17 protein-coding genes are annotated in these 17387 nt (G+C 69.6%); 5 read left to right on the plus strand and 12 right to left on the minus strand.

From position 1 onward, the window contains the following. Window positions 1–49 precede the first annotated feature (49 nt). Window positions 50–1843, minus strand: a complete 1794-nt coding sequence (gene ilvD / locus DJ74_RS06990; RefSeq protein ID WP_094526781.1) for a dihydroxy-acid dehydratase — start codon at window positions 1841–1843, stop codon at window positions 50–52. Between the two features lie 138 nt (window positions 1844–1981). Here ilvD and DJ74_RS06995 point away from each other — a divergent pair, with 138 nt between their 5' ends. After that, entirely contained in the window at window positions 1982–2527 is a 546-nt protein-coding gene (locus tag DJ74_RS06995; RefSeq protein WP_094526782.1) for a YfcE family phosphodiesterase, read from the plus strand. Between the two features lie 13 nt (window positions 2528–2540). Here the strand turns inward: DJ74_RS06995 and DJ74_RS07000 are convergent, their stop codons facing one another. The 3 genes from DJ74_RS07000 to purS form a co-directional block, all read right to left on the minus strand. Then, window positions 2541–2933, minus strand: a complete 393-nt coding sequence (locus DJ74_RS07000) for a VOC family protein (protein WP_094526783.1) — start codon at window positions 2931–2933, stop codon at window positions 2541–2543. A gap of 54 nt (window positions 2934–2987) precedes the next feature. Beyond that, a complete protein-coding gene (purQ, locus tag DJ74_RS07005; RefSeq protein ID WP_094522370.1) occupies window positions 2988–3665 on the minus strand; it encodes a phosphoribosylformylglycinamidine synthase I in 678 nt (225 codons plus the stop codon). A gap of 73 nt (window positions 3666–3738) precedes the next feature. Then, window positions 3739–3990 (minus strand): phosphoribosylformylglycinamidine synthase subunit PurS, encoded by a 252-nt coding sequence (gene purS, locus DJ74_RS07010; protein ID WP_004595793.1) that lies wholly within the window; start codon window positions 3988–3990, stop codon window positions 3739–3741. Between the two features lie 180 nt (window positions 3991–4170). Here purS and DJ74_RS07015 point away from each other — a divergent pair, with 180 nt between their 5' ends. Next, complete coding sequence (locus DJ74_RS07015; protein ID WP_094526784.1) at window positions 4171–5154, plus strand: formyltransferase family protein; 984 nt, start codon at window positions 4171–4173, stop codon at window positions 5152–5154. Between the two features lie 104 nt (window positions 5155–5258). Then, the gene (locus DJ74_RS07020; RefSeq protein WP_094526785.1) at window positions 5259–5447 is read left to right on the plus strand and encodes a hypothetical protein; all 189 of its coding nucleotides are present in this window, start codon (window positions 5259–5261) and stop codon (window positions 5445–5447) included. A 24-nt stretch (window positions 5448–5471) separates the two neighbouring features. Here the strand turns inward: DJ74_RS07020 and DJ74_RS07025 are convergent, their stop codons facing one another. From DJ74_RS07025 to DJ74_RS07035, 3 genes are all read right to left on the minus strand, one after another. Continuing rightward, window positions 5472–8303, minus strand: a complete 2832-nt coding sequence (locus DJ74_RS07025) for an ATP-dependent helicase (protein ID WP_094526786.1) — start codon at window positions 8301–8303, stop codon at window positions 5472–5474. 202 nt (window positions 8304–8505) lie between these two features. Then, window positions 8506–9108: a hypothetical protein gene (locus tag DJ74_RS07030; RefSeq protein ID WP_141212624.1), complete on the minus strand. Its 603-nt coding sequence runs from the start codon at window positions 9106–9108 to the stop codon at window positions 8506–8508. A 45-nt stretch (window positions 9109–9153) separates the two neighbouring features. Then, a complete protein-coding gene (locus tag DJ74_RS07035; RefSeq protein WP_094526788.1) occupies window positions 9154–9396 on the minus strand; it encodes a hypothetical protein in 243 nt (80 codons plus the stop codon). Between the two features lie 637 nt (window positions 9397–10033). Between DJ74_RS07035 and cmk the strand changes: the two genes are divergently transcribed. After that, the gene (gene cmk, locus DJ74_RS07045) at window positions 10034–10648 is read left to right on the plus strand and encodes a (d)CMP kinase (protein ID WP_094526789.1); all 615 of its coding nucleotides are present in this window, start codon (window positions 10034–10036) and stop codon (window positions 10646–10648) included. A gap of 86 nt (window positions 10649–10734) precedes the next feature. Here the strand turns inward: cmk and DJ74_RS07050 are convergent, their stop codons facing one another. The 4 genes from DJ74_RS07050 to DJ74_RS07065 form a co-directional block, all read right to left on the minus strand. After that, window positions 10735–11118, minus strand: coding sequence for a SaoD/DsrE family protein (locus DJ74_RS07050; protein WP_094526790.1), 384 nt, complete (start codon window positions 11116–11118; stop codon window positions 10735–10737). 98 nt (window positions 11119–11216) lie between these two features. Further along, entirely contained in the window at window positions 11217–12281 is a 1065-nt protein-coding gene (locus tag DJ74_RS07055; protein ID WP_094526791.1) for a YncE family protein, read from the minus strand. Next, on the minus strand, window positions 12278–13399 hold the full coding sequence (locus DJ74_RS07060) for a sulfurtransferase (protein ID WP_094526792.1): 1122 nt from the start codon (window positions 13397–13399) through the stop codon (window positions 12278–12280). The genes DJ74_RS07055 and DJ74_RS07060 overlap by 4 nt, the downstream gene beginning before the upstream one ends. Further along, window positions 13400–14779 (minus strand): twin-arginine translocation signal domain-containing protein, encoded by a 1380-nt coding sequence (locus tag DJ74_RS07065; RefSeq protein ID WP_094526793.1) that lies wholly within the window; start codon window positions 14777–14779, stop codon window positions 13400–13402. It abuts the gene before it with no gap. Between the two features lie 155 nt (window positions 14780–14934). Between DJ74_RS07065 and DJ74_RS07070 the strand changes: the two genes are divergently transcribed. Beyond that, window positions 14935–16143, plus strand: coding sequence for a YeeE/YedE family protein (locus DJ74_RS07070; protein ID WP_094525479.1), 1209 nt, complete (start codon window positions 14935–14937; stop codon window positions 16141–16143). Between the two features lie 29 nt (window positions 16144–16172). On the opposite strand, the gene DJ74_RS07075 is transcribed toward DJ74_RS07070, so the two are convergent. Next, complete coding sequence (locus DJ74_RS07075; protein WP_094526794.1) at window positions 16173–17303, minus strand: HAMP domain-containing sensor histidine kinase; 1131 nt, start codon at window positions 17301–17303, stop codon at window positions 16173–16175. Window positions 17304–17387: the final 84 nt, after the last annotated feature.

Raw genomic sequence — 17387 nt, forward strand, 5'->3', positions numbered from 1 at the left:
CGCGCCTCAGGTCTTTCCTCGCCCTCTATTTCAAACGAACTCCGGTTACCTAACGGTCCCGCGTCAGCCGCGGGTTCGTCACCGCGCCGTCGGCCGCCGAGGCGAAGTCGCGAGCGTACTTCGCGAGGATACCGCCCTCGTACTGCGGCGCGGGCGCCTCCCACGCCTCGCGGCGCTCCTCGAACTCCTCGTCGGAGAGGTCGACGCTGAGGTCGCGCTCGGGGATGTCGACGGTGACGTGATCGCCGTCCTCGATGAGGCCGATCGGGCCGCCGTCGGCCGCCTCGGGGGCGACGTGGCCGATCATCGGGCCCCGCGTCGCGCCGGAGAAGCGCCCGTCGGTGAGGAGCGCCACGTCGTCCTCGTGGCCCGCGCCGACGACGGCGGCGGTGACGCCGAGCATCTCGCGCATCCCCGGCCCGCCGGTCGGCCCCTCGTTGCGGATCACGATCACGTCGCCGGAGTCGACCGCGCCCGACTGGACGTACTCCATCGCGTCCTCCTCGTGCTCGAACACGCGGGCGGGCCCCTCGTGGTAGAACTCGTCGTCGCCGGTCACCTTCAGCACGGAGCCCTCGGGCGCGAGGTTCCCCTTGAGGATCTTGATCGCGCCCTCCTCCTCCTTCGGCTCGTCCACGGTGTAGAGGAAGTCGGCCTCGATCTCCGAGTCGTCGGGGAGCGCGCCGCTCTCCTCTAGTTCCGCGATCTCCTCGGCGAGGGTGCGGCCGGTGACGGTCATCGCGTCGCCGTGGAGCAGATCGGCCTCCAGGAGGCGGCGGAGCACGACCGGCACGCCGCCGATCTCGTGGAGGTCGTTCATCACGCGGCTCCCGCCGGGCTGGAGGTCGGCGATCTTCGGCGTGCGCCGCGAGATCTCGTCGAAGTCCTCGATCGAGAGGTCGACGTCGGCCTCGGCGGCCAGCGCGAGCAGGTGGAGGACGCCGTTCGTCGAACCGCCGATGGCGGTCTGGAGAGCGATCGCGTTCTCGAACGACTCCCGCGAGAGGACGTCGGAGGGGCGGCGGTCGTTCTCGATGCAGTCCAAGACCAGCTCGCCGGCCCGCTCCGCGACCTCGTAGCGCTCTTTATCCTCGGCGGGCGCGGAGGCCGAGCCGAGCGGCGCCATCCCGAGCGCCTCGGAGATGGAGGCCATCGTGTTGGCGGTGAACATCCCGCCGCACGAGCCCGCGCCGGGGCAGGCGTGGCGCTCCAGCTCGTCGAGCTCCTCGCCGCTCATGTCGCCCTCGGCGTAGGCGCCGACGCCCTCGAACACCTGGACGATGGTGACGTCGCGCCCCTCGTGTTCGCCGGGCATGATCGAGCCGCCGTAGAGGAACACGGAGGGGAGGTCCGTGCGGATCGACGCCATCAGCATGCCGGGGAGGTTCTTGTCGCAGCCGGCGACGGTCACCAGCGCGTCCACGCGCTCGCCGAACGAGACGAGCTCGACCGAGTCGGCGATGACCTCGCGGGAGATCAGGCTCGCCTTCATCCCCTCCGTCCCCATCGAGATGGCGTCCGAGATGGTGATCGTTCCGAACTCGATCGGCATCCCGCCCGCCGCGTCGATCCCGTCGATCGCCGCGTCGGCGACGTCGTCGAGGTGGACGTTACACGGCGTGATGTCGGCGGCGGGGTTCGGCACGCCGACGAGCGGCGAGGAGAGGTCCTCGTCGTCGAACCCCATCGCCCGGAACATCGAGCGGTGGGGGGCGCGCTCGGCGCCCTCCGTCACGTCTCTGCTCCGCAGGTCCTCGTCCTTCTCCCCCGCGAACCGGTCCGCGTCGCCTCCGCGTCGCCGAGGGGCCTCTCCCTCGTCGGATCGTGGCTGCTGTTCGCTCATACCTCACCCTGTCGCTCGGGGGTCTTAAACGACCGCAAGGGGGCGAGGGTTGCTCGCGGAGACGAACCGGTTCGGGCCCAGTCCGATCGGTCCCTCGACCGACCGAAGAACTACGTCAACGGGCCGGCTGTACCGAGCGTGGAACTCGCAATCCTCAGCGACACGCACGTCCCCGAACAGGCGGAGGGCCTCCCGGAGCCGTTCCGCGATCGGATCGCGACGGCGGATCACGTCGTTCACACCGGCGACTTCGGCTCCGTCGAGGCGTTCGAGGCGGTCCGGTCGGCGGCGACGGAACTGACCGCGGTGTACGGGAACGCGGACCCGGCCGAGATCGACCTGCCCCCCGTCGCCTCCGTCTCCGTGGAGGGCGTCTCGTTCGTCGCCTCACACGGGATGGTCAACTTCGTCGAGCGCGCGATCGGGAGCACGGAGGGCGTCGTCTTCGACGAGGACGACTGGTTCGACGCGGTCGTCGACGTCGCTCGGGCGCGTGCCGACGGCGACGAGACCCTCGTGGGCGTCGCCGGTCACTCTCACGAGGTCGTAACCGAGACGCGGGGCGACGTCACCGTCCTGAACCCGGGGACCGCGACCGGCGTCGGCGGCGAGGACGTCCCGGCGACCATGCTGACGGCCGAGGTCGCGGCCGGGGAGGTCGACGTCACGGACCACACCGCCTGAGCGGCCCGCGAACTCACACCCGCGCCTTCAGTTCGACCCGGTAGCCGAACGGGTCCCTGACGTACACCGCCGGCGCCTCCCCGGTCGCGCCGAGCGGCTCGTCGAGCGTCTTCTCGATCTCGACGCCGGCCGCGTCCAGTTCGGCCTCGATCTCGTCGATCGACTCCTCGACGACGACGGCGACGTGGTCGTAGTTCGTCGCCGTCGGCGGCTCGAACTCGTCGGTCGGCCAGAGGTGGACGACCGCCGTCGCCGACAGCCGCACGTCGAAGAACGGCTTCTCGTCGGCCGCGTACAGCGCGTCCTCGATGCCGAAGCCGAGCCGCTCGCCGTAGAACTCCCGGGCGTCGGCGACGCCGTCCTCGGGGATCCGGACGTTGACGTGGTCGATGTGACGTGCCTGCATACCCGGAGATTTGTCGGCGCGGCGCAAAAGGTGCGGCGGTGGCGACGGGACTCGTCAGGCGAACGCCTTCAGGATCCCCGCCCCGTCCGTGCTCCGGCCGAGGTCCGGGAGCGTGGCGCGCTCGGGATGCGGCATGAGGACGGCGACCGTCTCCCGCTCGCCGATGACGCCGGCGACGTTGTCGGTCGAGCCGTTCGGGTTGGCCGCGTCGGTGACGTTCCCGTCGACGTCGCAGTAGCGGAAGAGGACGCGGTCGTCGGCGACGAGGTCGGCGTGGGCGTCCTCGCCGATCTCGAATCTCCCCTCGCCGTGCGCGATGGGGACCTCGATGACGTCGCCCTCGTCGTAGGCGGCGGTCCACGGCGTGTCCGCGCGCTCGACGCGCAGATGGACCGGTTCGCACTGGAAGCGCGCGGAGGCGTTGGTGGTGAACGCGCCGGGGACGAGCCCGGACTCCGCGCCGATCTGCGCGCCGTTACAGACGCCGATCACGGGGACGCCGTCGGCGGCGGCCTCCCGCACCTCGGTCATGACCGGGGCGCGGGCGGCCATCGCGCCGGCGCGGAGGTAGTCGCCGTACGAGAAGCCGCCGGGGAGGACGATGCCCTCGGTGTCGGCCGGGAGGCCGTCCTCGTGCCAGACGCGCTCGGCCTCGACTCCGAGGTGCTCCAGCGCGCGGACCGCGTCGCGGTCGCAGTTGGAGCCGCCGAACTGGACGACGGCGACCGTCACGCCGACCACCCCGCGTGGGCGGCCGCGACGACCGCGCCGGTGACGAGCGGCGTCGTCTCGACGACGACGACCGTCATCGCTCCGCGACCGCGACGTCGTAGTCGTGGATGGTCGGGTTCGCGAGGAGCCGCTCTGCCATCTCATCGGCGCGGTCGGCGGCCTCGTCGGCGTCGGCCGCATCCAGGTCCACCTCGAAGCGGTCGGCCGACCGGAGGTCAGACAGCTCGAACCCGAGGCGTTCCAACGCCTGCTGGGTGGTCTCGGCCTCCGGGTCGAGGACGCCCCGCTTCAGCCGGACCGTCACCGTCGCGGTGTATGCCGTCATGCCCGATACTGCGAAGTCGTGTGTAAAAACCGTTTTGGAACGCCTCTTATATCCATGTTCGTGGGTATATATTGGTCGATCATGCCGGTGGCAGACCCCGCGCGGAACGAAAGGGAAAAACCCCTCCGCGCTCTGGCCGGAGTGTATGCAGCCGCTCGAACCCGCGGAGGTGATCGTCGCATGACCCGCGAACTGACCGAGATCACGGTCGTCGGAGGAGACAAGACCGGACTCATCGCGCGGGTCACCTCCCTGCTGTTCGAGCGGGGAGTCAACATCGAGGACTTGGACCAGGCGGTCCGCGAGGGCGTCTTCCGGATGACGACCCGCGTGGACGCCTCGGAGATGGAGACCTCGCGCGGCGAGCTCCGCCGCGCCCTCGCGGAGCTCGGCCGCGAGCTCGGCGTCGACATCCAGGTGCGCTTCCCGAGCGACCGGGACGCGCGCCGGATCGCGCTGCTCGTCACGAAGGAGACGCACGCGCCCGAGGCGCTGCTGGATGCGGAGGCCAACGGCGACATCGCCGAAGACGGCGAGGAGGCCGAGATACCGGTCGTCATCGGCAACCGCGGAGACCTCCGCTCGCTCGCGGAGCGCTACGACAAGCCCTTCTACGACGTTGGCGACGGCAACGGCAACACCGACGAGGGGCGGCTGCTCGACCTGCTGGCCGAGTATGACGTCGACCTGATCGCGCTGGCCCGCTACATGCGCATCCTCTCGCCCGAGGTCGTCTTCCGCTACGAGGGGCGGATCATCAACGTCCACCCCTCGCTGCTCCCGGCGTTCCCCGGCGCCGAGGCGTACCGGCAGGCGAACGACGCCGGCGTCCGCATCGCGGGCGTCACCGCCCACTACGTGACGACGGACCTCGATCAGGGGCCCGTGATCTCCCAGCGCGCCTTCGATGTCCCCGCGGGCGCGGGCGTCGACGAGATCAAGCGCCGCGGGCAACCGCTCGAGGCCGACGTGCTACTCGACGCCGTCCGGCTCCACCTCGCCGACGCGATCGCGATCCACCGCGGCACGGTCCACGTGCGCGAGGACGCCGACGTCGACGCCCGGCTCGGGCTCAGCGAGGCGGCAATCGACGCCAACCCCGACGAGCCGGTCGACGGCGAGCCGCTGTCGCGCTCGGGGACGCCGCCGGTCGAGAGCGACTGACCGGCGGCAGTCGGCGGCGACCGCCGACCGACTCGCTCCGTGTAACGCGGTTCCGACTCGCGTCGTGCGACCCTTTTACCGTACCGGGCGCGTACGAGCGGGCGATGCCGATCGGCGGATCTCTCTCGGAAATCGCCGGCGACGCCCGCGCCGTCGTCCGGAGCGACGAGCGACTGATCCTGCTGTTCCTCCTGCTTCTTTCGGTGGTCGCCCTCGCCGTGTTCCTCCACTACACCACGCTGATCCTCGACGGGCTTCCGGACGTGATCCCCTCGGAGCCCCCGCGACCGTGAGCGGGCGCGCTCCGACGTCGACGCTCACTCGCCGTCGCCGTCCTCGATCGACTCCGTGACGCGGGCGTGGAACTCCCGGAGGACCGCCGACTCGTCGTCGGCGAGCACCGTGTCGGAGTCGACGAGCGTCGCGAGCCCGAACGAGAGCGGGGCCGGCGAGTCGACGGTGTGGTGCACGACGTCGACGTCGCCGTCGGCGACCCCGACGAGCACCTCGCGGATGCCGGCGAGGTCGAGCCGGTCCTCCAACAGCTCCCGGTACGTCTCCTCGGTGACGGCGAACTCGTCGAGCTCCTCCGCGAACGAGAGCAGCATCTCCGCCGACACCTGCTGTTCGGCCGCCGTCTTCTCGTACCCCTTGTAGCGCTTCAGGATGAGCAGCGAGCGGGCCGCGTCGATGCGGAAGTAGCGCTGGAGGAGGTCGGTCCCCTGCACCGCCTCCCGGAGGTCCTCGCGGACGGTGTCGGGGGACAGCTCCCGGAGGATCCCGGCGACGTCTACCTTGCGGTTCAGCGGGAGCGCGAGCGAGAAGCCGCGGTCGGCGACCGCGACCGCGACGTTGGCGTCCGTGCGGTTCGCGACCCGGGCCCCGACGAGCCGCGAGAGGCCGTCGTTGAACCGCCGGCCGTAGTTCGAGTGGACGTAGAACCGGCGCTTGTACTCGGCGCGGTCGAGCTCCTCCTCGACGACGAGCCGCCCGGGGGTGGGCACGCTCTCGGCGCCGGCGTACGCGACCTGTTCGTCGTACATCCGGGTGATCGCGCGGACCGCGCTCCCGTCGAGAGGGAACTCCCGGAGCCACGCGCGGACCGCGGGCGGCCCCCCGTCCCGGAGCCGGTCGAGCAGCTCGCCTTGGAACGCGAGCACCTCGCGGGCGAGGTCGTAGGAGAGCGGGAGCCGCTCGGAGTACCACGAGGGGACGGTCGGGCGCTCGCTCGTCCGGTCGACGTACACCTTCGAGCCGCGGCGGTACCGGAAGGCGAACCGCTCGCCGCCCAGCGCGAACACGTCGCCCGGATCGAGCGTGTCGAGGTAGCTCTCGTCGAGCGTCCCGACCGGCTCCCCGTCGCGCGTGAGCACCTGACAGCTGAACGAGTCCGGGATCGTCCCCACGTTCGTCATGTAGATCACCCGCGCCAGCCGGCCGCGCTTCCCCACGAGGAGTTCGCCTACGGGATGTTCTTCGTGGTGGTGCTCCCCGCCCGGCGGGTCGTTCTCGTCGCGCCACACCTTCGGGTAGACGTTGCGGTCCGCGAGCCCCTCGTAGTCCGCTGTGAGGTACCGCATCAGCCGCTCGTAGTCGGCCTCGCCGAAGTCGCGGTACGGGTGGGCGCGCCGGAGGATCTCGCGGACCTCGCGGTCGGGACGGATCCGGTTTATCGCCATCCCGTACACGTGCTGGGCGGCCACGTCGTAGGCGCCCTCGGGGAGGAAGACGCGGTCGACGAAGCCGTCCTCGGCGCGGGCGAGCATCGCCGCGCACTCGACCAGCTCGTCGCGGTCCAGTGCGAACACCCGCCCCTCGACCGTCTCGCCGGGGCTGTGGCCCGCGCGGCCGACGCGCTGGAGCAGCGCCGCGACCGACTTCGGCGAGCCCACCTGCACGACCAGGTCGAGGTGGGGCATGTCGATCCCGAGCTCCAGGCTCGTCGACGTGGTGACCACGTCCAGGTCGCCCGCCTTCAGCCCCTCCTCGATCCGAGTGCGTTGCCCCTCGCCGAGGCTCCCGTGGTGACAGCCCGAGTCCGACTCGTCGTAACCGTACCGCTCGCGGAGCTCCTGCAGGGTGCGTTCCGCGCCGGAGCGGGAGTTCGTGAACACCAGCGTGTTCTCGTGGTCGGCGATAAGCTCGTGGAGCGCGTCGTAGAAGCGGTCGGTGACGGCCGACCGGGGGGTGTGTATCAGGTCGGCCGCCGGGGTGCGAAGCTCCAGGTCGAACTCCCGGACGAACCGCGCGTCCACCAGCTCGTACGGTCGGGGTTCGAGGCCGGACTCGTCGCCGACCCCGCCGGCGACGCGCTCGCGGCCGACGAGGAACTCGGCGACCTCGTCGAGCGGCTCGACCGTCGCGGAACAGCCGATGCGGGTCGGCGACCCGTCGGCCAGCTCCGTCAGCCGCTCCAGCGAGACGGAGAGGTGGGTGCCGCGCTTGTTCGCCGCCAGCGAGTGGATCTCGTCGACGATGACGTACTCGACGGTCCGGAGCTTCTCCTTGAACTTCGGGGAGTTGAGCAGGATCGCCAGCGTCTCCGGCGTGGTGTTGAGCACGTGCGGCGTCTCCGCCAGCATGGCCTGCCGGTCGGCCTTGCTCGTGTCGCCGTGGCGGATCGCCTGCCGGACGCCGGGGTCGTGTGCGTCCCCGTCCCCGTCTCCCTCTCCGTCCCAGTCTCCGGAGCACGTCTCCGCCGCGATCCCCTCGATCGGGACCTCCAGGTTGCGCTTGATGTCGTTCGCGAGCGACTTCAGCGGCGAGACGTACAGGCAGTAGACCGAGTTCTCCAGCTCTCCGGCTCGCTCCCGGGCGAAGAGGTCGTCGAGCACGGCGGTGAAGGAGGCGAGCGTCTTGCCGCTGCCGGTCGGCGCGGCGACGAGGCAGTTCCGCCCCTCGTCGACGTGGGGGATCGCCTCGCGCTGCGGCGGGGTGAAGAAGCCGCCGTTCTCGCCGACGTACGCGCCGAACTCCGAGACCCACCACCGGCGGACCGGCGGCGAGAGCCGGTCGAGCACGTCGCCGTCCGGGAGCGGCACCGTCTCCGGGTCGAACTCGACGGAGGGGGAGTCGTTACCGGCGAGGGTCTCGCAGAGGAGCGCCCGCGCCGAGGGGCGTTCCGCGCCGCGTTCCGTGAGTTCGCTCACTGTCACGTACGTGGGCGCGCGGAGGCATATCGGTTGTGTCGGTTCTGTGGAACTCTTCGGTCGCTTCTCGTTTGGAGAGGCTATGCTGACTACGGGGCGCGTATCGCGCGCTGGGCCCTTACCAGAAAGAAATGGCTCGAATAGGTCGGTGTGGCGATTCACCGATACAGTCTCTGGGGCGGTCTTGGTTTAGCCCACCCGGTCAGTACCTGTCGTAGTTCGCACCGAGGTTGAAGCGACTAATGTCACAAGTGGATGGTGGCTGACTCGGGGGTTCGGTCTCTTTCGGGCGAACGTACCCCACGCGGAGATCGTCAGTCTCCTCTACCCAGAACTTCTCGACAGACGCGTGTCCAGCAAGGGGGAGTTCGTTGAACGCAGTACGATGGGCCTGCGCATGGACGTGGTCACCCGCATCGTTCACCGGTCCCAGTTTGATTTTGTAATTCACTCGATCGAACTCAGTCGTTAGGGTATCGTGCAACTCCGATGAGACGGCAACCGATGCATCGTTAATGGCTCCATCAACGTACTCCGGATCGAAAACCCCGAAGACCTCGTCTCGATCGCGGTCAAACTGTAATCGAAGGATATCGGTCAAAACAGATCCCTCCGTCTGGGTGAGTTCGACCTGGACTTTCTTTTGCCAGACTACTCCGTCGACAGACTCGTCCGACCGGTCGATGGTCGAACACCCCGTGAGAGAGACGAAACCGCCCGTCGCATAGACCGAAAGGAACCGTCGACGCGAAAGGGGAGGGCTCACAACAGAACGAAATGGTTCGTTTCGTGTGCGTTTTTCCATACAGAATCCATTTTCGGTATATCGTTCGATACGTAAGTGGCGTCGTCACGCTGTTTCATGCCAGTAATCGACAGTACGGTAGAGCATATAGAGGAGGGCATTAAGAAAGCCCACTACAATCAACAGTTCACCAAGCTGCGTGAACACTCGCTCGAAAGAACTTGTGAACTCGGTCACACCGTAACTGAAAAACGCAGCGATCACACCCCAGATGAGGAGGATTGCCGCGATACGTGCACCATCTGCGACGTAGTCTGTGATAGACTGTGGTTCTGGAACAGCGCTCACAGTGAGTCGTACACCCGGTTTTGTATAATACGCTTGAATGCTCAAAAACCTCTTTTAGCTGTTAGTTTGCTGCCCGTGGAAAACACACGGCGCAGGTCGGTCACTCAATTATCGAACCGGCCATCTTGATACTGTAAAATCCGTGTCAATCAGGTTGGTCTACACCAGTAGTGCGACTTCGGTGACTGATACCCCGAGGAGAATGAGGCCGAGATACGCCACCGCTATCGATCCGAGGTCCCGTATAGCCGATACCGGTCAGTCGTATGCAAAAAAGCAATAGGGTGCCTACAACACTGATGCGGAGGCCGACAGCGTTTTTCCAGAGTCCTACCTTCTTATGACATCCTCTCGTGTATCTGAAATCGAACGGAGAACGTATAGCATGTTTTAATCGTCTTTTGTCTCTGCAATCTGCGGTTGGTAGCGGCATAGCCACACCCCTAGTGAGCGTAATTTCCGTCTACTGCATCCATTCTCTATATATACAGCAGCCAGAGAGTGTCACTCACTGACAATTTCAACAGAGCCGTTGTGTCGGTGGGGTCGACCGCTTCCGGCGGCGTGCGGGACGCGCCCCCGGCAGCGGTGCGCGAACCGCCCCGTTTATCCGCGATCCGTCCGTGGCGCCGCACGTATGAGTGGAACCTCGCCGACGGCGGAGCGGGAGATCGACCGCAACCTGTTCGTCACCGTCTCCGGCCCGCCGGGCTGCGGGGCGACGACGCTGGTCGAGGCGCTCGCGGAGGCGCTCGACTGCGGCTACGTCTCCGGCGGGGAGCTGTTCCGCGAGATCGCCGCCGAGCGCGACATGAGCCTCTCGCAGCTCATCGCGAAGACGGGCGAGTCCGAGGAGATCGACCGCGCGCTCGACCGCCGGCTCCGCCGGATCGCCGAGAAGTGGGGCGCCGCGAACAAGGCGTTCATCCTGGAGTCGCGCCTCGCCGGCTGGATCGCCGGCAACCGCGCCGACGTCCGGATCTGGCTCGACGCGCCCGACGAGGTGCGCGCCGACCGGACGCTCGACCGCGAGGAGATGACCTCCGAGATGCAGGTCCGCGAGGTGATAGAGGAGAAGCGGTACAAGTCGTACTACGGGATCGACCTCTCCGACCGCTCCATCTACGACCTCGCGATCAACACGGGACGGTGGGACCCGGAGACGACGCTCGACGTCGCGCTCACCGCGATCGAGGGCTACGACGTCGAGGCCGACGAGGGAGCGTTCGACACGCCCGACTTCGAGATCTAGCGGACCTTCTCGGCCCGCGTCCTTCCGGGCCCGGCCTTCTCGCCCTGTCTTTCCGGACCCGGCCTTCTCGCCCTGCGGTCCCTCGCCTACAGCGTGATCACGTGGTCGACGCCGACCTCGCCGAGCGCCGCGTAGAGGTCGGGGAAGCAGCCGACGGTCGCGCCCTCGACCGTGTTCGTCGGCTCGTACCGGTCCCGGCCGTGCTCGTCGGTGCGGTCGAACTCGGCGAGCCCGCGGCGGGTCGCGCACTGATCGCAAAGCATGAGGAGGATGTCCCGATCGGCCGCCACGTCGGCGAGCCGCTGTCCCAGCGGGTCGCCCTCGCGGAGCGCGTAGGTGTTGTCGTGGAAGAAGAACATCCCGACCACGTCGGCGCCGTGCGCGTCGGCCTCCAGCTGCGGGAGGATCATGTCCCCGAGCACGTAGTCGATGGTCTGTCCGGCCGTCGCGAAGACGTAAGCGACCTTCATACCGCTTGGTCGAGCGGTCCGCTGATTGCTCCGCGGGCATCGGCAGCGTTCCCCGGTGTCTGTGACGACGGTTCGCGGCCCCGACCGCCGGACCGCGCTCAGACCACGACGGACCCGAAGGGGTACGCGCCCGTCTCCGCCGTCCATATCGGACCCCGCGAGACGTCGACGAGCGAGACCCGGTCGTCGTCGTAGTGCGAGACGACCAGCCGGTCGCCGACGCGGGTCGCGGCGAGCCCCGGCGCCGGGGTGTCGACGATCGCGCCCGAAAGCGAACGGAGGCCGTCGGCGGCCGCGTCGAGCACCCACCGCTCGCCGCCGATCCTGAACAGGTCGACGGGCCGGTCGAACCCCTCGTGGACCGCCGCGAGCCCGAGGTCGCGGTCGAACTCGTGGACGACGCCGTCGCCGCGGCCGGGGACGAACACCCGGTCCGCGGTGACGACGAGGTCGTACGGGTCGGCGCCGACCGCGGCCTCGCCGAGGACGGAAGCGTCGGAGGCGTCGCCCGGCTCGTCGGCGCCTCCCGCCGCGTCGGGCCTTCCCGGCGCGTCGGCCCCTCCCGGCGCGTCGACTCCCTCCGGATCGAACGCGACGACGCGGGCGCCCGCCTGATCCACGGCGTAGCCGCGGTCGCCCTCGGGGCCGACCGCGACGCCCTGCACTCGGGCGTCGGGACCGACATCGACGGCGCCGAGTCGCTCGCGGGCCGCGGGGTCGACGACGTCGACGACGCCCTCCCGGCGGCTGCCGGCGTAGAGCCGATCGCCGTCCTGAGAGACGGCGACCTCGTGGGGCTCGGCGCCGACCCCGATCCGGGCGACGAGGGTCAGCGACTCGGGGTCGACGACGGCGAGCGCGTCGCCGGCGGTACAGGAGACGAACAGCTCCCCGTTCGCGGTCGCGAAGTGCGAGGGGCCGAGCACGCCCGTCTCGACCCGCGAGACGGCGCCGTCCGCGTCGACCGCCGTGACCGCTCGCTCGCCCATCGTCGCGACGAACGTCCGTCCCCCGCGGGTCGTCGCGTGGACCGGGTGGCTGCCGACCGGGACCTCGCCGAGGGGCTCGCCGTCGGCGAGCGCGAACAGCGCGAGCGCGTCGTCGCCCTCGCAGGGGACCGCGACGATTCGGTCGGGCGGACCGTCTGAGCCGCTCTCGCTCATCCGGTACAGGAGAAGTCGCCGCCGCCGTCGTCGCCGCCGACGCTCCCCTCCGTCTCGATCACGGCGCTCGTCTTGGTCTCGACGGGGTACCGCCCGCGGTCCCCCTCGACGTTCGACCACTCGCCGAACCCGCCGTCGTACAGCCGCACGTCCTCGAAGCCGATCGCCCGCAGCGTCAGCCACGTGGACGTGGGGTCGACGTTGTCGTCGCCGTAGACGACCACGGTGCCCGAGCGGTCGAGCCCCGCCCGGTTCTCGTACAGGTGCACGAGCTCGCCCGGGTCCGTCATCCGCCGGCCGTCGACGTTGCCGACCCAGTGGACGCCGATCGCCCCGGGGAGATGTCCGTGGCGGTCGTTGTCGGGATTCAGGGCGTCGGCGGCGGGCGCTCCGAGGTACGCCTCCGGGACGCGCACGTCGACGAGCCCCGGTCCGTCGCCGTTGAACGTCCCGACGCGGTCGGCGAGCCACTCGCGGGTGACCCACGCCGACGCGGCGGGGTCGGCCTCGTACTCGGTCGGCTCGACCCGGTCGCGGGAGCCCGTTCCGAGCCGACCGTTCCAGCCCGAGAGGCCGCCGTTGAGGACGCGGACCGATCCGGCGTGGCCCAAGGCGACGAGCGCGAACGCGGTCCGGGTGACTCGCGACCCGACGCTGGCGCCGTAGACGAGGACGTCGTCGTCGGGCGACACCCCGACCTCACCGAACGCGTCGGCGATCGCCTCGACGTCCGGGACCAGTCCGGCGTCGGTCGACGCTCGGCTCGTGACCGCGTCGAACGGGACGCGCCTGGCGCCGTAGATCCGCTCCTCGCGGAAGCGCTCGGGGTCGCGAGCGTCGAGGACGACGACGTCCCCCCGGTTCTCGGCGAGCCAGCTCGGTCCGACGAAGTGCGAGACGTTCCCGCTCAGCCCGTACTGCGCGGCGGTGTCGGCCGGGGTGGTGATCCCGAGACAGCCGGCCGTGCTCGCCGCGCCGGCGGCCGTCGCACCCGCCGCGGCGCGGAGGAGGCCTCGGCGAGTCGACGCGGGATCGGACCCGCTCGTCTCGTCTGCTCCGGCCGCGTCGCTCTCGGCGGGGTCGGCGGGACCGTCGTCGCGCACGTTATCCGAGGCCATCTACCCGCAGTAGCAGTGGTCGTCCATGCACCACGACGCCTCCATCTCGCCGAACGCGATGCCGAGCGAGGCGAGCGACGCCTGGAGGCTCGACACCGCGTCCTCCTCCGGGCGGACCGTGCCGGCGACCGCGCCGGTGGGCGCCTCGCCGGCCTCGACGGTCGCGACGACCTCCCGCTCCGCGTGGTCGATCACGGCGACCTGGTTCGCGTCCTGCACGGGGACGTACAGCTTCTCGCGGTTCGGCCCCCACGCGCCGGCGATGCTGCTGCCGCCGACGTCGAGCGTCGTCGCGTACTCGTTCGCCTCCAGGTCGACGACGCCGACCCCCTCGCCGGGGATGAAGAGGTACGCCGCCGAGTTGTCCGGGGCGACCTCGCTCGTGATCGGCGCGCCCGGGAGCCCGTCGTCGCGGGTGACCTTCGCGATCTCCTCCGGGTTCTCCGGGTCGGAGATGTCCCAGACGCTCTCGGAGCCCTCGCGGGGCACCTCGGGGTCGCCGCCGAGCGTCCCCTCCCCGTTCTCGACGAGCAGGAGCTCCCCGTCGAACGAGGCGGTGCACATGAAGGGGAGGACGTTGCCCTCGGTGACCGGTTCGCCGGCGTCGACACGCGTCACCGTCTCGAACGGGTCGACGCTCAACACGCGGACCGCCTCGTCGGCGACGTCGACGACGAAGGCGTAGTCGCCGTTCGGGCCCAGCGTCATGTCGCAGGGGCCGACGTAGCCGGTCTCGATCTCGGCGGTCACCTCGCCGAACGCGTCGCTGTCGCGGTCCGCGTCGACGCGGAAGATAGCGTGGGCCTCGTCGCCCTCGGGCGCCATTCCGGTCGTCCCGCCGGAGGCGATCAGGACGTGCTCGCCGTCGGGCGTCACGTTCGGGTAGTTCGGGCCGTACCCGGTCTCGACGAAGGCGAGCTCCTCCAGCGTGCGCTGGTCGAACGCGCGGACGCCCCCGGAGACGTTCAGCCAGAGCACGTCGTGCTCGTCGTCGACGCCCGTGGCGTACTGGTTGGCCGGGAAGGAGGCGGTCGTGCCGAGGAACGCGGTGTTGAGCAGCTCGTCGCTCTCCGTGTCGATGACGCTCAGCGTTCGGTCGCCGTTGTTGAACACGAACATCGTCGGCGCGGGCTCGTCGCCGTCACCGCCGCCACCGCCGCCGGAACAGCCGGCCAGCGCCGTCGTCGCGCCGACGGCGCCCGACGCCTGCAGGAGTCGTCGCCGGTCGATCCCGTCGGCGAAGGGGTTGCGCCGGTCGTCGTTCGCCAGCTCGCTCCCCTTCGCGGGACGGGGCCCCGCGTCGGCGGACGCGTCCGGCGCGGCTTCGCCGGAGTCGCGCGGCGCCGAGTCGTTCGATCCGCATCCGCAGTCGTCGCTCATATCCGCACGACGCGGCTCGCGCCTAAAGGGCTCCCGGAGGCGCGCTTCGTTGCCCCGTGTGTCAAATAGCGGCAAGTGTTGTTTGTTCCTCTGATCATCGCGCACCGTTACCGTCTTCAGCGACGTTTTACGCCGGGGAGCACTCGACCCGCGTAATGATACTGTCTCCCGTCGCGTACGTCGGGATATCGATCGCGGTCGGCCTCTCGTTCGGCGTGCTGTTACAGAAGGCGCGGTTCTGCTTCGTCAGCGCGTTCCGGGACTTCGTCGCGTTCAAAGACACGCGCGTGCTGAAGGGACTGCTCGCCGGGCTCGCGGTGATGACCGTGTTCTGGAGCCTGCAGGCCACGTTCGGCTACTTCCGCGGCTTCTGGACGCCCGCGTGGGGGCTGGGGTCGCTGTTCGGCGGCTTCGTCTTCGGCCTCGGGATGACGCTCGCCGGCGGCTGCGCGTCCGGCACCCTCTATCGGGCCGGACAGGGGTACCTCCAGTTCTGGCTCGTCCTCCTCTTCATGTTCGTGGGGTACGTCCTCTTCGCGTTCGCGTTCCCCGTGGCGGAGACGTACTACTTCCAGACGCTGAACCCGTTCGAAGGGCGGACGCTGTACCTCTCGCTGCCGTTCTCGCCGGCGATCACGGGGACGCTGGCGGTCGCGGCCGGCACCGTCGCGTACGCGTTCGTGAAGGGGCGGAGCCGGCTCCCGGACGACCCCTCAGGCGGGACCGGCGTGGGGGCCGACACACGCGCGCAGGCCGTTCTCGGCGCCTCTCGGACGCTCTCGGCCGTCTCGGTCGGCCTGCGTGGCATCGCCGACGGCACCGTCGAGTACGTCCGCGGCCTCCGCGGCGACGACCGACCGGTGAGAGTCCGGCTCCGCGACTCGTGGGACGCGCGGACCGCGGGCGTCGCGATGGCGGTCGTCGCGAGCCTCTGGTTCTACGTGCACGGCCACTGGGCGATCACCGGCAGCGAGGCGCGCTGGGCCGGCTACCTCCTCGCGCAGACCGGCTACGACGTCGCGAGCGTCGAGTACTGGGGCTCGATCCTCTTCCGCGACGGCGACATCTCCCTGAGCATCGACATGGTGATGATCGCGTCGCTCGTCGTCGGCTCCTTCCTCGCCGCGTACGCCTCCGGCGACTTTCGGATCCGGAAACCGAAGCTGAACCGCGTGCCGAACTACGCCGCGGGCGGCCTCCTGATGGGCGTCGGCTCGCGGCTCGCCGCCGGCTGCAACATCGCGAACCTCTTCTCGGGGATCGCGCTGCTCTCCGTGCACTCGTTCCTCGCCGGCGGGGGGATCGTCCTCGGCGTCTACGTCATGACTCACTACATGTACCGCGAGGTCGGCTGCGCGATCTGACCGACGGCGCCGATCCGCCGTCGGTCCGGTCAGTCCGTCACCGGATCGAGCACGGCGACGTCGCTGACCTCGAACCGAGTGCCGCCGTTCGGGGCGTCCGTGACCGCGATCTCCCAGCCGTGCGCGGAGACGACGCTCGCGACGATCGCCAGCCCCAGCCCGCTCCCCTCCGACTCCGACGAGTACCCCCGCTCGAAGACGGAGTCGCGCTCGATCTCCGGGATGCCCGGTCCGTCGTCCTCGACGAAGAACCCCGCGTCGTCGGGCAGCGCGCCGATCCGGACCGTGACGTCGTCGCCCCCGTGCTCGATCGCGTTGCGAAAGAGGTTCTCGAACAGCCGCCGCAGCCGGTCGGGGGCCGCCCGGATCGCCAGGTCCGACTCGACGCGGAGCGCGGACTCCTCGGTCACGACCGATCGCCAGCATCGCTCGGCCACCGACCCCAGTCGGATCTCGTCGGCCGACTCGACGGACCGGCCCTGTCGGACCATCGTCAGCACGTCCTCGATGAGCTCCTCCATCCGATCGAGCGCGTTCGACGCCGTTTCGAGGTCCCGATCGCCGGTCGACTCCCGAGCGAAGTCGACGTACCCCTGCGCCACCCCGAGCGGATTGCGCAGGTCGTGGGCGAGCACGCTGGCGAACCGGTCCAGCCGCTCGATCTCGACCGCGGTGCGCCGGCGCTGCAGCTCGTGTTCGAGCACCCGGGCGATCAGCTCCGCGAACAGCGTTTCCTCGTCGCTGAAGGGCCGCGATCGGGCGCCCTCGGAGACGAAGCAGACGGTCCCGTAGAGCTCGTCGTCGACGACGACGGGACTCCCGTGGTAACAGCGGAGTTCGTGCGCGTCGAACGCCGGGTCGTCGGCCCACCCCTGTTCGGGGGCGTCGTGGAGCGCGACCGTCTCCCGATCAGCGACGACGCGCCGGCAGTAGGTGGTCCCGAGGTCGAGAACCAGTCCGGCCGGGAACGCCCCCTCAGGCGGGTCCGTACTGGCGACCGTCTCCCAGTAGTCGCTGTCGGGGTGGATCTCCGTCAGGTGGGCGTTTTCGACGTCGAGGTACCGTTTCCCGAGCGCGAGGGCTCGTTCGGCCTTCTCGTCGAACTCGCCCGACTCGTTCATCACCTCGTAGAGCTCTCGGCGGGCCTTCTCGGCGTCCATGCGGGCCACTAACTGGCCTGCGGTACAAAGAGATACGCCAACGTGACAGTCGGACGCACATATAGTTTCAGAGACCGCTGTGCG

The organism is Halorubrum sp. Ea8, from assembly GCF_002252925.1.
Taxonomy (GTDB): Archaea; Halobacteriota; Halobacteria; order Halobacteriales; family Haloferacaceae; genus Halorubrum.

Bases quoted from the DNA above. Each gene is read 5' to 3' on its own strand.
- ilvD (WP_094526781.1), bottom strand. From the start codon at position 1,843: ATGAGCGAACAGCAGCCACGATCCGACGAGGGAGAGGCCCCTCGGCGA.
- DJ74_RS07000 (WP_094526783.1), bottom strand. From the start codon at position 2,933: ATGCAGGCACGTCACATCGACCACGTCAACGTCCGGATCCCCGAGGAC.
- purS (WP_004595793.1), bottom strand. From the start codon at position 3,990: ATGACGGCATACACCGCGACGGTGACGGTCCGGCTGAAGCGGGGCGTC.
- DJ74_RS07015 (WP_094526784.1), top strand. From the start codon at position 4,171: ATGACCCGCGAACTGACCGAGATCACGGTCGTCGGAGGAGACAAGACC.
- DJ74_RS07020 (WP_094526785.1), top strand. From the start codon at position 5,259: ATGCCGATCGGCGGATCTCTCTCGGAAATCGCCGGCGACGCCCGCGCC.
- DJ74_RS07030 (WP_141212624.1), bottom strand. From the start codon at position 9,108: ATGGAAAAACGCACACGAAACGAACCATTTCGTTCTGTTGTGAGCCCT.
- cmk (WP_094526789.1), top strand. From the start codon at position 10,034: ATGAGTGGAACCTCGCCGACGGCGGAGCGGGAGATCGACCGCAACCTG.
- DJ74_RS07050 (WP_094526790.1), bottom strand. From the start codon at position 11,118: ATGAAGGTCGCTTACGTCTTCGCGACGGCCGGACAGACCATCGACTAC.
- DJ74_RS07055 (WP_094526791.1), bottom strand. From the start codon at position 12,281: ATGAGCGAGAGCGGCTCAGACGGTCCGCCCGACCGAATCGTCGCGGTC.
- DJ74_RS07060 (WP_094526792.1), bottom strand. From the start codon at position 13,399: ATGGCCTCGGATAACGTGCGCGACGACGGTCCCGCCGACCCCGCCGAG.
- DJ74_RS07065 (WP_094526793.1), bottom strand. From the start codon at position 14,779: ATGAGCGACGACTGCGGATGCGGATCGAACGACTCGGCGCCGCGCGAC.
- DJ74_RS07070 (WP_094525479.1), top strand. From the start codon at position 14,935: ATGATACTGTCTCCCGTCGCGTACGTCGGGATATCGATCGCGGTCGGC.
- DJ74_RS07075 (WP_094526794.1), bottom strand. From the start codon at position 17,303: ATGGACGCCGAGAAGGCCCGCCGAGAGCTCTACGAGGTGATGAACGAG.